The following is a 13,737-nucleotide window of genomic DNA, read 5'->3' as shown; positions in this document are numbered from 1 at the left end:
TTCACGGACGTCATGACCGAGGACCGCGACGGGCTGCGGACGCTGCTGGCCCCCAACCGGGCGGTCGCCGACTATGTGTCCGCGACCTACCGCTTCGATGAGGTGGTGGTGGCGCCGCTGGACGCCAGCCTGAGCCCCGCCGGGGAGCGGAGCGCGGAACCGGGGAACGAACCCGGGACCGCCGTACTGGTCCTCCGCGTTTCCGGCGGCCCGCTGGAACTGCGCGCCGACCTGGGCCCCGTGACAGCGCTGGGCTGGATGCTGCAACTGGTCCCCGTCCGAATCGCCGTCCACCCGGCGTGGCTGACAGCCGTGAACCGCGCCGCGGGGATCCTGCTCCCGGGGGTGGCCACCGCCGGCTCCGCCGGAGGCGGACGTCGGGAGTACTATGGCGTGCGCTCCATCCGTAGCGTTGAGCGCGCCGTGGCGAGCTGGAACGGGGCCGGCCTCGGGCCCCTCGCGCCGGTGGATCCGCCCGTGCGCTTCGGATTCAGTCCCTTCCCCCGCACCCCGCAGGCCGTGGCCGTCACGACGACGGTCCTCCCCACCCGCCGCTGAGGCGGGGCCGTTGGCTTAACGGGGTTAGTGGCGTTCGTTCCGGAGGCAACAAGACCTTCGCTTCTCAAGGTCGGGAGTTGCCCGCCCGCCAGTCGCATCAGCCGGTCACCCATTGCAACAAAAATGAGCTAGAGCTTATGCACGCGCGTGGTGAGTCAGAAGCGATTATTTAGGCTCCACTCGGAGTAACGGGGGCCTCGTGGCTGAGTTCGGCTAGCGGTCTTTCCCCAGTGACTTCGTCCGCGCCCTCAGCATCAACCAAATTGCAGCACTCATGGCAAGAAAGAAAACGGCAAGCGGAACCACAACTACCGTCACGTAGAAACCGCCGAGCAGTGCGGAGATGACAGCTTGCAGGCTGAAAAGCGCGGCTCCTATTGCCGAAGCGATCATGATCCGTTTCCATTTTCCGGCATCGCGGTTGCTGAGCTGGGAAGCCTTGAAATCTTGGCTTGCCGCAGACTCGAATAACTGCGCTATTGACAGGCCCGGCACGCCGTCGTTTGAAGGTTTTCAGAGGCTTCCTGCATCTTGACTCCCTATGTCGCCGCCCAAAGTTGGCGGAGTCAAGATCGCAGTGCTTCATTCCAGCGACTTGGAGTTCACCGGTGGCTATAGTCTCTGTTTGGCCGGAAGGGGCTGCCTCGCGGAATCAGACCTCAAGGATCCGTGGCACCCCGGGGGTGAGCCATTCAAGGCGGTCAGTCAGGCCTGCTTCCGCAAATGAAGCCGCGATCTCATCTTCCGTTTCAGTAAAGTGTTCCCAAGAGGAGAAATGGATCGGCACTACGGCGTCGGCGGCGAGGACGGCAGTAAACTTGGCTGCGCTCGAACTGTCCATACTGACCATCTGGTCCCCAAGTATGGCGAACTTCGCCGCGCCAAGGTGCAGCACTGCTACTCCGATCGAGAATAGGTCGCCGATTTGGTCAAGGTCGCTTTCATAGGTGGTATCGCCGGAGATGTAAAGGACCTTTTCTTCCCCCGGAACCCGGAGGATGAATCCAATGACGTCACCAACGGGGCCATGATGGGCAGGCGTCGCTGTAATGATCACGGATTTCTCTCCCACGGCGACCGTGTGACTGGCCCAAGGCGCCACACCAACTGCTTGGCCACCCAGCCGTCCCGCCCCGCTCTGGGTGGTCAAGACGGGTTTCCCCTCCAGCAACCTCCTGCCGGCGTCATCTAGATTGTCCGGGTGTTCGTCGTGACTGAGCAGCACGGCATCAATTGGTGGAAGTTCGCTAGCGGACATGGCCGGTTTGTTAGTGCTCCGCAGGATTAGGGGCCCGAACTTGTACTCAGTAGGGGCGGGGTTGAACACCGGATCTGTGAGGAACGTGAGGCCGCCGAATTCGACAAGCATCGTTGCGGTGCCGATATGCGTCAGGGTTGTCTGCATGGGGTCGTCCTTCGAATCTTGAGTATCAACGGGCCGACTTTTGGCAGCCCCGCGCAGGTCTACCAATGGCGGAAATCCGGGGGGCTATACGCGAGCCGGTAACAATACGAACGATCGTACACTATGATTTTCTTGGGAGAAGAGAGGTAAATATGGATGGCAGAGCGGCCAGAGGTCTGAAATCGCGACAAACTGTTTTAGAGGAAGCTGTGAACATGGCCTCGGTTGAGGGGCTTGCGGGCCTTTCGATCGGCGGCCTGGCATCTCGTTCGACTCTGAGCAAGAGTGGAGTAGCTGCCCTCTTCGGTTCTAAAGAGCAGCTGCAAATCGCGACGGTTGAGGCAGCGAGACAAGTTTTCATCGCGGCGGTCGTAGCTCCCTCCCTCAACGCCGCACCCGGGCTCGAAAGACTTCGCGCGCTTCTTGACGCTTGGCTTTCCTACAGCCGCAATAGGGTCTTTGTCGGCGGATGTTTCTTTGCGGCCGCCAGCACGGAGTTCGATTCCAAATCTGGTCCGGTGAGGGAAGCGGTGGCGGAGGCGGTTCGTGAATGGCGCTCCTTGCTGGCCTCGGAAATCCAGGCTGCGGCCGACATCGGGGAACTCCTTGAAGTAGACGTGAATCAACTGGTGTTCGAGACGACGGCATTTCTTGAGGCGGCCAATGCGCGTTCGCTCCTCACCGGTTCGGCTGAGCCGTACACCGCGGCAAAACGTGCGCTGATCCGGATCTATGGGGAATGGTAATCACCGCCGCGACCCGTCCGCCCCAGCCCGAGGATGGCCGGCGGCGTGCCCTTGGGCACGAAGACATTGAGAACCCCGGAAGCCATTTCGGAAGTTTGGCGAACTGCACTGGGCTACAAGATGCAGGAAGACGGAACCCTGACCGATCCCTATGGCAGGGGCCCGGCCATCTGGTTTCAGGAGTCCCAGAGCCCGAATGTGAATCGTTTTCACCTGGACATCACTGTCCCCTTCAGCGAAAGCGCCTCGAATCTGGATGCTCTGGTATCCGTTGGTGCAACACTCGATGATGAACATGCGCCCGTGTGGGTAGTGGCCACTGATGCCCAAGGGAACCGGCTGTGCATCAGTACCGAAGAGGGACGCGGAGACTAGCCGGGACAAAATTTCGCTCGACGCCACTCTGGTTGCGGCTCGGTCGGAGTGGCCGCACCGCTGAGCATAAAACAGGGTTGAGCGCGGGTTCCGGCGGCATCCTTCACGTTCACGGTTCGACAAATAGGGCTGCCCGATCAGGGGGCAAAGGGCCTCCGGTCATAAAACCTAAGAGGGGCGGACGGTCTCGAGACGGCACAGCCGTTTCAAGGGGGCGCCCCTGGTTCAAAGCGGTAGCCCATCCCTGCTTCGGTGAGGAGATAGCGCGGTCTGGACGCGTCAGGTTCAAGCTTGCGTCTGAGCTGAGCGATGTAGACGCGCAGATACTGGGTTTCCTTTAGATAAGCGGGCCCCCACACGTGGGTCAGGATCTGCTGCTGCGATACGAGCCGGCCGGGGTTTCTGGCCAAAATTTCCAGGATGTTCCACTCGTTCGGGGTCAGCCGGACCGCCTGTCCGTCCCGAACAACCCGCTTGTCGCTAAGGTTGATCTCAAAGTCAGCGGTGCCAATCGACGCGCCTTGGAGACTGCTGTCGTTCCGCCGGTCTGCAGCACGAAGCCGGGCTAAGAGTTCATTCAGGTCGAAGGGCTTGGTGACGTAGTCGTCAGCACCCGCATCCAGGGCCTCAACCTTGTCGTCTGAGGCATGCCGGGCGGACAGCACGATGATGGGTATATCCGTCCACCCGCGTAGGCCGCGGATCACGTCCACCCCATCCATGTCAGGCAACCCCAGATCCAGGATCACCAAGTCGATAGGCTCTTTGGCTGCTTCCGTCAGCGCTTCGCTTCCGGTAGCTGCAATGTAGGTACGGTAGCCTCTCGCCCGGAGGTTAATCTGCATCGCACGCAGGATCTGTGGCTCGTCGTCGACGATCAAGACGTTGGTCATGCCTGTCCCGTCTCCTCCTCGCACGCCACCGGAAGCCGACCGTCGCCCGTCGGTTGAGCTCTATTGTGTCTCCTGGGTCCGCGGACAGGCACCTCCTCACCACCAATTGCTGCCCTTCTTCATGCGCACCAGAGAACGGATCAGCAGCACCAGCACGGTGCCGCCGGCGGCCAGAACCGGCAGAATCTCCCACCAAAGGTCCACGTCCATGCGTATTCCAACTTTCGGTGTAGAAGGCCCGGCTGGCCCTCCCAACGCCCAGCAAAACCCAAGACCGGACCCCGGGCGCCGTTCTTAACGGTTTCTTCACGCGGACGGCCCAAATCTTAACGCGTCTCCTACGCCGGACAGCGGCCTTCCGCGAATGTACTTCAGGCCCGCGCTGAGAGCGGCATCGTGATGACGATGGTTAGCCCTCCACCTGGGGTTTCCTCGGCGTCCAGATGCCCGTCCATAACTTCGGTAAAGCCCTTCGCGACAGCCAGTCCCAAGCCGACCCCGGTCCCCGCCGGCGTGTCGTCGAGGCGCTGGAATGGCTGGAACATATTGATCAGCTCAGTGGCCGGGATGCCGCGGCCATGGTCGATGATGCGCAGTTGGCCGGCAGGTTTCCCGTTCACCGAGGTTTTGCCCGTACCGGTGACCGCAGTGATGAAGATATCGGACCCGCCGGCGTACTTCACGGCGTTTTCAACGACATTGGCAATCACGCGTTCCAGCATGCCCGGATCAGCGTTAACCGGGGGCAGGCTGTCCGGCAAGTCCACCCGCACGGCTTCCTCGGGAATTCCGCGTAGGGCGTCTGCGACGGCGTCGGCCCAGTAGACGGGCCGGATCAAAGGCGTGACCGAGTCCGCCGTCAGTCTCGACATGTCCAATAAATTTCCTACCAGCAGGCCCAGGCGGTCGGCGTAGTCCTCGATGGTAGCCAGTAGCTCGGCCTCGTCCTCCGGGTCGAATTCCACGGCGTCTTGGCGCAAGCTGCTGACGGCCAGTTTGATCCCTGCCAGCGGCGTGCGCAGGTCGTGCGAGACCGCACGCAGGATCGAGGTGCGCATCTGGTTGCCTTCGGATAGCCGCAGGATGTCGCGGCGGCTGGCCCGGAGCTGGTCCCGTTGCAGGAGGGCCATGAGGTGGGCGCCGAAGGCAGTGAGCAGGTGCCGTTCCTGCTGGCTGAGGGGGCGGCCGGAGAGCGCCAGGGCATGCGATGGGTCAAGTTGCTCGACGTTCTCATTGCCGTTCAGGTCTTCATCGACTCTGCCGGTGCTGGCCACCAGCTGCCATGCCCGGATTTTGCCTTGGCGTTCATCCCGCGCATACAACGCGGCACCGCTGCTGCGGAAGTGTTCGCGGATCCGGTCCAAAAATTCGCCGATGGTGTAGTGGACGGCAAGGGTGCTGCGGCTCAGCTCCGCCAGAGCCGCAGCTTCGGCCCCGGCTGCGGCTGCCGCCCGGCTGCGTTTTGCCGAGAGCCCAACGACGAGCGAAACCGCGATCGCGACGGCCAGGAAGATCAGCAGGGCCAGAACATTCTCAGGATCGCTGATGCCCATGGTGCCGATGGGGTGCAGAGCGGAAAAATTCACGATCGCACTGCTGAGCACTGCCGCCGCCACGGCCGGCCAGAGCCCGCCGACCAGCGCTACGGCGATGGTCCCGGTCAGCTGCACGAGCATATCGGTGGCGAAGTGGCTGTGCGGCCAGAGACTAAGTCCCGCCTGGAGGATGAACGGCAGCAGCAACGCCATAGCGGCGCCGGCCATCATCCGGCCTCTGCCCAGCGATGACGGGCCCGTCCTGACGGAACTGGCCGCACCTTTGCGTCCGTGACCGACCAGATGAACGTCGACGTCCCCTGCAAGGCGCAGAAGGCGCTGGCCGACGCTGCGGCGCAACCGCAGCTTCCGTCCGGGGGCGCCGACGACGATCTGTGTTGCATCGGTCCTGCGCGCGAAAGCAACGAGCGCCTGGGCAGGATCATCGCCTCCGATCGAGTGGTACGTTCCCCCCAGCCCCAACACAAGAACACGCTGGGCGTCCAGTTCCCCCGGTGATTCCCGGGAGCTTACCGAGGAGCGCACATGCACGGCGTGCAACTCGGCGCCAAGCTTGCCGGCGAGCATTCGGAACGCCCGTCGCACGAGCAACTGCCCTCCCGGCCCGCCGGAAAGGCCGACGACGATCCGCTCCCGAGTGTTCCAGACCGCCTCGATCCCCTTGCGCGCCCGGTAATCACTCAGGCCCTCCTCCACGCGGTCCGCCAGCCACAGCAGGGCCAGCTCCCGCAATGCCGTCAGGTTCCCCAAGCGGAAATATCCCGCCAGGGCCGCATCCACGTTTTCCGCCGGAACCACCTTGCCTGCTGCCACCCGTTCAAGGAGCAGTCCGGGATCCACATCCACAAGTTCAATCTGTCCGGCACCACGGACAAAGGCGTCCGGCACCGTCTCGTCAGGCCGGACGCCGGTAATGGCTTCAACCACGTCACCCAACGACTCCAGTCGCGCAATCTCAAGGGTCGCCATGACATTGATGCCTGCGTCGAGCAGGCCATCGACGTCCTCCCATACCAGCCTGCGCCCACCGTTCACTCCGTGGGCCTGAGCCAGGTCATCCACAAGCACCGTTTCCGGAGCACGGGACAAAACGGCCTGCAGGTCCAGCTCCTGAACGCCCTCCGGGCCGGCATCCGAAACTGCTTCCATGTCCGCGAACAGGGCAGCCGTTTCCGGCCGGCCCCGGTGCAGGGCCGCGCCGATGACCACATCGGCGCCATCTCCGGTCAGCCGCAGCCCTTCGGTCAGCATCGCGTAAGTGGTCCCGGCGCCCGGCGCCGCGCCAAGAAAAATCCGCAGTATTCCTCTGCCCATAAAGACCATTCTCACCGCCACTGCAAGCCGAGGGCCCTCCCCGCCCCGCTCACCTGCCCCGCCCAGCTACCCGGACATTTTGATGATTTCTTAACGCCGTCGGCTGCTGTTTTTCGCTCTCTGGCCGCCTCTGCCGGAGTAGTGTGATCAATCGCGTCAGGAACCGTATAAGAGAGAAGACGACTGTGGGTGCGTCTACCCAGTACTTCATTCCGGAGAGCGTGCCCCGCCCTACCGGCCGTCAAAAGCCGTCCCATGGCGTGGCCCGTTGGCTTACCGCCCACGTTGTTCAACCCGTCGGACCGGCAAGCCCGGGAACCAATGACATTCAGCAGCCCTGGTGGAAGGTCATGTGCCTGACGGGTGTGGACTACTTCTCCACCCTGTCATACCTGCCGGCCATCGCGGCGCTGGCCGCCGGCGCCTTCTCGCCGCTCGCGACACTGCTGATCGTCATTCTGACCTTGGGCGGAATGCTGCCCATGTACCGCCGGGTGGCGCAGACCAGCCCGCATGGCCAGGGGTCGGTGGCCATGCTGGAGCATCTGCTGCCCTTCTGGCGTGGGAAAGTTTTTGTCCTCATCCTTTTGGGCTTCGTGGCAACCTCCTGGATCATCACGATCACGCTCTCCTCGGCGGACGCCACGGTACATCTGCTGGAGAACCCCCACACTCCCGCGTTCCTCCACGGCCACGCCGTACCGGTGACCATCGTGCTGCTGCTCATCCTCGGCGGAGTCTTCCTGCTCGGCTTCACCGAGGCGGTCGCAGTCGCGGTCCCGCTGGTGGCAATCTTCCTCGTCCTCAATGCAGTCGTCATCGGCACCAGTCTGCTCGACATCCTAAGCAGGCCAGGCATCGTCGCGGACTGGACAGATCTCCTCACCACCACGTCGGGGGGCTTAGGCGGGATGGTTCTTCCGGCACTGCTGGCCTTTCCGCTGCTTGTCTTAGGGCTCTCCGGTTTTGAAACCGGCGTCAGCATGATGCCTCTCGTCGCAGCGCAAGGCCGGACTCCCAAGGAGCGGCTCGCGTGCCGGATCCGCAATACCCGCAAGCTGCTCACCGCCGCGGCCGTGATCATGAGCGTGTATTTGCTGGGCAGCAGTTTCGTCACGACCTTGCTGATCCCTGCCGATGCCTTCGCCGAGGGCGGCGAGGCCAACGGCCGTGCGCTGGCCTACCTTGCGCACGAGCGCTTCGGCGAAGGATTCGGCACCGCCTACGACCTGGCCAGCATCCTCATCCTGTGGTTCGCCGGCGCCTCGGCCATGGCCGGGCTGATCAACATCGTGCCCCGCTACCTGCCCTCGTACGGTATGGCTCCGGAATGGAGCCGCGCTGTCCGCCCGGTGGTCCTGGTCTACACCGGCGTAAGTATCATGATCACCATCGCGTTCAGGGCCGATGTCAACGCCCAGGCCGGGGCCTATGCCACCGGCATCCTGGCCATGATGGTCTCTGCCTCGGTGGCCGTCGCAATTGCCACGTACCGGAATCGGCGCCGGTCCGCTGCCGCCGCGTTCACCGGGCTGACGCTGGTGCTGGTCTACGCCCTGACAGCCAACATCCTCGCAAAACCCGAAGGGTTGGCAATTTCGCTCTTGTTCATCGCCGGCATCGTGGTCATCTCCCTGGTTTCCCGGGTCTCCCGAACCACCGAGTTGCGCGCAGACCGCATAGTGTTCGACGACGAAGCCCGCCGCTTCATCCGCGAGTCCCTGGAATTCGATGGACGGCTGGACCTGATTGCGCACAAACCCCCGGCCACCGGTATCGCGGAATACTCCAGCAAGGAAGTCCTTCAACGCGGCATAAACCCAGTCCCCGGCAGCGCCGACGTCATCTTCCTCGAAGTAGAAATCAAAGACCCCTCCGGCTTCAGCGACACCCTCCACGTCCACGGAGTTGAGATCGGCGGGTACAGGATTCTGCGCGCTCAGAGCCCCGCCGCGCCCAACGCGCTGGCCGCCGTCCTGCTGGCACTACGCGATGCGACCGGTGTCATGCCGCAGGCCTACTTTGAATGGTCCGAGGGCAATCCGCTGACCCATCTGATGCGCTACCTGCTCCTCGGCCAAGGTGACACTGCCCCCGTGGTCCGGGAAATCATCCGCCAGAACGAACCCGACCCGCAGCGCCGTCCCCGGATTCACGTTGGCTGAACCGCGACGTCCCTGGCCCGAGAAGGCATCCTCCGCCCGTCGCATCGGCGCAGCCTTCCGCCGGACCAGCGACCTACGAAAGTTTCAGGCTCCCACGGGTGCCGTCCTCCTGCAACGAGTACGCCCGCGGCATCCGTCCCAGGTGATAGTCCTTGGCTTTATCGCAGCGATCTTGGCCGGCACGGCCATTCTGATGCTGCCGATGTCGAAGCAGGGCCCTGGCGGTGCCACCTTCCTGGAGGCGCTGTTCACGGCGACGTCCTCGGTGTGCGTGACCGGGCTGATCATCGTTGATACTTCCGTCTACTGGAGCCCATTCGGGCAAGCGGTGATCATGGTCCTCATCCAGCTCGGCGGGTTCGGCGTAATGTCCTTCGGAGCTCTGCTGGGTGTGCTGTTGGCAGGACGGCTTGGACTTCGCTCCCGCATCTCCGCGGCCGCCGAAACCAAAAGCACCGGGTTTGGCGACGTGCGGCGCGTGCTGTTCGGCGTCCTGAGGATCAGCCTCATTACCGAAGCCGTGCTGGCGTTGGCCCTTACGGCACGCTTCATGACCGGATACGGACACTCTGCCGGGGAAGCCCTCTGGCTGGGAGTCTTCCACTCCGTTTCCTCCTTCAACAACGCCGGCTTCGCCCTGTTCTCAGACAACCTGATGGGCTTCGTCGCGGACCCATGGATCTGCCTGCCGATCGCCAGCGCGGTGATCATCGGCGGGCTTGGCTTCCCGGTGCTGTTCGAGCTCGGCCGGCACTACCGGCGTCCGATCCACTGGTCCATGAACACCAAACTCGTGCTGGCCGGCACGGCCGTGCTGCTGGGGGCAGGTACCGTCTTCATCACCGCGGTGGAGTGGACCAACCGGGCGACGCTCGGCTCGCTGGACCCCGCCGCACGGGTGCTGGCCGGGTTCTTCCAGTCCGTCATCACCCGCACCGCTGGATTCAACAGTATCGACATCGGCCAGATGAACCCGGTGTCTTGGCTAGGCATGGACATACTGATGTTCATCGGCGGCGGCCCTGCAGGCACCGCCGGTGGCCTGAAGATCACTACTTTCGCAGTGCTCTACTTCATCCTCTACACAGAAATCCGCGGCGGCGCCGCCGTAAACATCTTCGGCAAGCGACTGTCCCGTTCTGTACACCGCCAAGCCATGACCGTTGTGCTGCTGGCCATCGCCTTGGTAGTCACAGCCACCATGGCCCTGATGTTCCTCTCCGACGCGGGCATGGAAAAACTGCTCTTCGAAGCTATCTCCGCCTTCGCCACCGTCGGCCTTTCCACCGGCATCACTGCCTCGCTGCCACCTGCCGGACAGTCGATTTTGATCATCCTCATGTTCGTCGGCCGTCTGGGACCGGTCACGCTGGCCTCCGCGCTGGCGCTTCGCGCGCGACCGATCCTGTACGAGTTCCCGAAAGAAAGGCCGCTCATTGGCTAGAATCCCCTTCCCCTCACGCTCCTTCGACCGGATCGCCGAGGCGGGGTCCGTCGTTGTTATCGGCCTCGGCCGTTTTGGCGGAGCATTGGCGCTGGAGCTCGAGTCCCTGGGCACCCAGGTCCTGGGCATCGACGCCGACGAAGAGACCGTTCAGTCCTTCAACGGGCTGCTGACCCACGTAGTCCGTGCCGACTCCACCAAAGACGAGGTGCTGCGACAGCTCTCTGTACACGAGTTCGACCGCGCTGTGGTGGGCATCGGAACAGACGTGGAAGCTAGCATTCTCACCACCTCGCGGCTCCTCAAGTTCGCCAGGCCCGCGATTTGGGCCAAAGCCATCAGTGAGCCGCACGCCGAGATCCTCGAACAGTTGGGCGTGCACCACGTGATCCGGCCCGAGCACGACATGGGCCGCCGGGTGGCGCACTTGGTCCGCGGGGCAATGCTGGACTACGTCGAATTCGAAGATAACTTCGTCATGATCCGAACCATCCCGCCCGGGCTAGCCCAGGACCGTCCGCTGGGCCTGCTGCAGCTGCGCTCAAAGTTCGACATCACAGTAGTCGCTGTCAAGCGCAAGGGTGGGCAGTGGGAGCACACCACCCAACAAACTGTGCTCTACGACGACGATCAAATAATAGTCCAAGGGACAAAAGACAAGGCTGAGGCCTTCAGCACCTTGGTTTGATCAGCGCTCAGGGCAGTACAGAGCTTCATTCCAGAAGCGGGGATACGAGCGGTTCAGCATTAAAGGGGTGGCCGAGGCCGCCGGCGTTAACAAGACGACGATCTACCGGTGGTGGAAGTCCAAGGCAGAACTCCTGGGCGCCGCCTTCATTGATGCCCCCGATGCTGACCCTCGCCGTCCCTGAAACCGGGACCCTCCGAGTCGACCTGCAGGTTTTGGCCGACCGGATTGCGGCACTGCTGACCGTGCCTCCCGCCTCCAACGTCGTGGTCGCCGTCCTGTCCGCGGCCGTCGTGAACGAGGACCTGGCCGCCCGGATTTAGGGCTTCTTCACGGATCGGCTGGTTAACGAGGCACAGGTCTTCGACAAGGCAAAGGCCCGCGGAGAGCTCAATCCCGAGGCCGATCTCCATGCTGCTCATGGACATGATCGCGGGCGGCCTCTGGACCGGGGCCGTACTGCGCCAGTTTCCGCTGAATGCAGGGTTACGCACCAAGTAGTCAACGCCGCACTTCAGGGCGTGCACCCGGCCAATGAACCCCGTCAGGCATGCAGGGACGGAGCGCAAGCAATTCCCGCGAAGTGATCGAAAGAGGCGCTGAGTTCAATCAGCTGGACTACATTCAGCTGTCGGGCCTCCACCCGTTGAGCCGATAACAGCGCTTACGTCTGAGGTTTATCAGGGAAAGGCATCCATGTTCAACGTCCAGCGACGTTCCAAAGGTCGTCAAAGACGGCTCGGAACAGTGCAACGACAAGCCCGGCAGCGCCGATCCAAGACTCCGGCGACCTGCAGTCGGTATGACTTGTTGCGGCGGTCTTGGTCCAAGGACATGAACGTCTCCTCTCGTTGGGGAAGACCAATCCAAGGCTTGCCAAGGCGAGGGGCGCCGCGGATGCTCCCGCACTTCGCCACCCCTCCACAGGGAGTCCACACCGACTGCCTGGTATAGATGCAACGGCACGCCTGAGAGTGAACAACTCGTCCACAGAAAGCGCCCCCGCGAGTCCTACCCTCCGGGAAGTCGTTCTGAAGTCGCTTTACCAATCCCCTGTCTGTAGCGTTAAGAACCATGTTTAGCTTAGGATTCCGCGGCAGCGGCGATCATGGTCAAGACAACGAGGCACGATGAGTGGTGTTGCTCGAAGCGCTGAGCCTTGGTCCTCGATCCCGAGCGGGTTTCACGACGTGCGTCTGGTGGTCTCCGATATGGATGGCACCCTGCTGGACGGGGACGGTAACGTTCCTGCCGGGTTCTGGCCGTTGCTGGAGCGGATGCGTGCCCGTGTCATCACATTTGTACCCGCCAGCGGCAGGCAATACGCCACTTTGGCCCGCATGTTCCCCAGTGCACCAGCAGGTGCCACCTTCATCGCCGAGAACGGCTCCCTTGTTGTCCGTGACGGCGCAGTACTCTCCGCCACCTACATGGACGAGCCCACTGTCACGCACGTCATTCACGCGGTTCGCCACGCAACGGAAACCGCGAACAGCCTCGGCCTGGTCGTATGCGGCCGCCGCAGTGCCTACATCGAGCGACGCGATGCTGGATTCATCCGGGAGGCGGAAACCTACTACGCCGAACTCACCACGGTCGAGGATCTCACCACTGTCACCGATGACATCCTCAAGCTCGCGATCTACGACTCCACCGACGTTGAGTCCAGCGCGAGAAGCATCGTCGCTCCACTGGCATCCAGCCACCAGATGGCCGTCTCCGGTAAGCAGTGGATCGACATCATGGCCCCGGGCACCAATAAAGGACGAGCCGTGCAGGAACTGCAACGGACCTTGGGCGTGAATGCCGCTCAAACCGTCGTGTTCGGCGACTTCCTGAACGACCTCGAAATGTTCGACCGCGCCGACCTGTCGTTCGCCATGGACAACGCCCACCCGATCCTGCGTTCCCGCGCCCGTTACACCGCGCCAACGAATGAGGAACATGGCGTCGTAACCGCCCTATCCCACTTGCTCAGCTAGGGGCCTTGCCGCGCGAAAATCAGTGGAAGCGGCGAAACCGGGTCACCACTGCCTAAGGGCGCGGACACCACCGCGTCCCCTGCGCCGACGTGCGGTTCCATGGAACCGCTCTGGATCACGCTGGTATGCCAGCCGAACAGCGCAGGCAGCAGGCCGATCAGCACCAGGCTCAGGGCGATGCCCAGATACAACCGCGAGAGCGTGGACGCGATGTACAGCAGCCAGCCGTCGCGGGAGAAGAGAGGACGCAAGGCGCTGCCGGGCAGCCGGCGGGTCACGGAACTGACGGAACCGGCTTACGGCTGCGTGGGCGATTCATCCGACTGCAGCTCCCAGACCAGGTCGACATGGACCCGGGCGCCCTGCAGGGCGTTGATCTCGACCTGCGACATGCCGGTGGTATCGAAGCGCCAGGTTCCGCGGTAGGTGCGGTTTTCGCCCGGCTCGCCAGCGGTCTGCCAGGGGGAACCGCCGGTGGGGAAGTCACGGTTGGTGGCCGCGAGCGAGGCCAGCGACCGTTCCGGAATATCGTTCGCGCTGGGCGTGAACCGGGCGCAGTTGTTGAACGAGCCGCCGGTGCCCATCTCCAGATCGAACAAACCTTGCGGACT

At 63.1% G+C, this 13,737-nt stretch carries 15 protein-coding genes; 9 read left to right on the top strand and 6 right to left on the bottom strand.

All coding sequences use genetic code 11. The annotated features are described in order from the left end of the window. The coding region (locus AC5RW2_RS24525; RefSeq protein WP_494074724.1) for a hypothetical protein at window positions 1–558 on the top strand (558 nt) is incomplete at its 5' end. Between the two features lie 213 nt (window positions 559–771). Here AC5RW2_RS24525 and AC5RW2_RS24520 read toward each other — a convergent pair. Then, a complete protein-coding gene (locus tag AC5RW2_RS24520) occupies window positions 772–1,053 on the bottom strand; it encodes a hypothetical protein (protein WP_493999548.1) in 282 nt (93 codons plus the stop codon). A gap of 157 nt (window positions 1,054–1,210) precedes the next feature. Beyond that, window positions 1,211–1,963 (bottom strand): MBL fold metallo-hydrolase, encoded by a 753-nt coding sequence (locus tag AC5RW2_RS24515; protein ID WP_494074723.1) that lies wholly within the window; start codon window positions 1,961–1,963, stop codon window positions 1,211–1,213. 215 nt (window positions 1,964–2,178) lie between these two features. On the opposite strand from AC5RW2_RS24515, the gene AC5RW2_RS24510 reads away from it, so the two are divergent. Next, window positions 2,179–2,709 carry a TetR/AcrR family transcriptional regulator gene (locus tag AC5RW2_RS24510; RefSeq protein ID WP_493999546.1) on the top strand — a complete coding sequence of 177 codons (531 nt, stop codon included), beginning with the start codon at window positions 2,179–2,181 and terminating at the stop codon, window positions 2,707–2,709. A 45-nt stretch (window positions 2,710–2,754) separates the two neighbouring features. Then, window positions 2,755–3,084 carry a VOC family protein gene (locus tag AC5RW2_RS24505; protein WP_494014840.1) on the top strand — a complete coding sequence of 110 codons (330 nt, stop codon included), beginning with the start codon at window positions 2,755–2,757 and terminating at the stop codon, window positions 3,082–3,084. A gap of 206 nt (window positions 3,085–3,290) precedes the next feature. Here AC5RW2_RS24505 and AC5RW2_RS24500 read toward each other — a convergent pair whose 3' ends face one another. After that, window positions 3,291–3,977 (bottom strand): response regulator, encoded by a 687-nt coding sequence (locus tag AC5RW2_RS24500; protein WP_493999544.1) that lies wholly within the window; start codon window positions 3,975–3,977, stop codon window positions 3,291–3,293. A 371-nt stretch (window positions 3,978–4,348) separates the two neighbouring features. Next, window positions 4,349–6,847 (bottom strand): ATP-binding protein, encoded by a 2,499-nt coding sequence (locus tag AC5RW2_RS24495; protein WP_493999543.1) that lies wholly within the window; start codon window positions 6,845–6,847, stop codon window positions 4,349–4,351. Between the two features lie 350 nt (window positions 6,848–7,197). On the opposite strand from AC5RW2_RS24495, the gene AC5RW2_RS24490 reads away from it, so the two are divergent. The 6 genes from AC5RW2_RS24490 to AC5RW2_RS24465 all read left to right on the top strand — a co-directional run bounded on the left by AC5RW2_RS24490 (window position 7,198) and on the right by AC5RW2_RS24465 (window position 13,126). Continuing rightward, complete coding sequence (locus tag AC5RW2_RS24490; protein WP_493999542.1) at window positions 7,198–9,012, top strand: APC family permease; 1,815 nt, start codon at window positions 7,198–7,200, stop codon at window positions 9,010–9,012. A 109-nt stretch (window positions 9,013–9,121) separates the two neighbouring features. After that, entirely contained in the window at window positions 9,122–10,456 is a 1,335-nt protein-coding gene (locus AC5RW2_RS24485) for a TrkH family potassium uptake protein (protein WP_494001246.1), read from the top strand. Beyond that, window positions 10,449–11,144 (top strand): potassium channel family protein, encoded by a 696-nt coding sequence (locus tag AC5RW2_RS24480; protein ID WP_493999541.1) that lies wholly within the window; start codon window positions 10,449–10,451, stop codon window positions 11,142–11,144. The genes AC5RW2_RS24485 and AC5RW2_RS24480 overlap by 8 nt, the downstream gene beginning before the upstream one ends. Continuing rightward, complete coding sequence (locus AC5RW2_RS24475; protein ID WP_494001245.1) at window positions 11,119–11,328, top strand: helix-turn-helix domain-containing protein; 210 nt, start codon at window positions 11,119–11,121, stop codon at window positions 11,326–11,328. The genes AC5RW2_RS24480 and AC5RW2_RS24475 overlap by 26 nt, the downstream gene beginning before the upstream one ends. Then, a complete protein-coding gene (locus AC5RW2_RS24470; protein ID WP_494074722.1) occupies window positions 11,306–11,467 on the top strand; it encodes a hypothetical protein in 162 nt (53 codons plus the stop codon). Before AC5RW2_RS24475 ends, AC5RW2_RS24470 begins: the two co-directional genes overlap by 23 nt. Before the next feature lie 807 nt (window positions 11,468–12,274). Next, window positions 12,275–13,126, top strand: coding sequence for a Cof-type HAD-IIB family hydrolase (locus AC5RW2_RS24465; RefSeq protein WP_494074721.1), 852 nt, complete (start codon window positions 12,275–12,277; stop codon window positions 13,124–13,126). On the opposite strand, the gene AC5RW2_RS24460 is transcribed toward AC5RW2_RS24465, so the two are convergent. Continuing rightward, window positions 13,123–13,404, bottom strand: coding sequence for a hypothetical protein (locus AC5RW2_RS24460; protein WP_493999538.1), 282 nt, complete (start codon window positions 13,402–13,404; stop codon window positions 13,123–13,125). The genes AC5RW2_RS24465 and AC5RW2_RS24460 overlap by 4 nt on opposite strands. An 18-nt stretch (window positions 13,405–13,422) precedes the next feature. Further along, window positions 13,423–13,725 carry a hypothetical protein gene (locus AC5RW2_RS24455; protein WP_493999537.1) on the bottom strand — a complete coding sequence of 101 codons (303 nt, stop codon included), beginning with the start codon at window positions 13,723–13,725 and terminating at the stop codon, window positions 13,423–13,425. Window positions 13,726–13,737 lie beyond the last annotated feature (12 nt).

The organism is Arthrobacter sp. B0316-1-20 (assembly GCF_059091865.1).
Note: the sequence above shows the minus strand (reverse complement) of the source record. Positions and strands in the feature narration are given on the sequence as shown.

What these genes read in the sequence shown, in the direction of transcription:
- AC5RW2_RS24500 (WP_493999544.1), bottom strand. Translation starts at nt 3,977, where the DNA reads ATGACCAACGTCTTGATCGTCGACGACGAGCCACAGATCCTGCGTGCG.
- AC5RW2_RS24510 (WP_493999546.1), top strand. Translation starts at nt 2,179, where the DNA reads ATGGCCTCGGTTGAGGGGCTTGCGGGCCTTTCGATCGGCGGCCTGGCA.
- AC5RW2_RS24465 (WP_494074721.1), top strand. Translation starts at nt 12,275, where the DNA reads ATGAGTGGTGTTGCTCGAAGCGCTGAGCCTTGGTCCTCGATCCCGAGC.
- AC5RW2_RS24495 (WP_493999543.1), bottom strand. Translation starts at nt 6,847, where the DNA reads ATGGGCAGAGGAATACTGCGGATTTTTCTTGGCGCGGCGCCGGGCGCC.
- AC5RW2_RS24470 (WP_494074722.1), top strand. Translation starts at nt 11,306, where the DNA reads ATGCTGACCCTCGCCGTCCCTGAAACCGGGACCCTCCGAGTCGACCTG.
- AC5RW2_RS24490 (WP_493999542.1), top strand. Translation starts at nt 7,198, where the DNA reads ATGTGCCTGACGGGTGTGGACTACTTCTCCACCCTGTCATACCTGCCG.
- AC5RW2_RS24515 (WP_494074723.1), bottom strand. Translation starts at nt 1,963, where the DNA reads ATGCAGACAACCCTGACGCATATCGGCACCGCAACGATGCTTGTCGAA.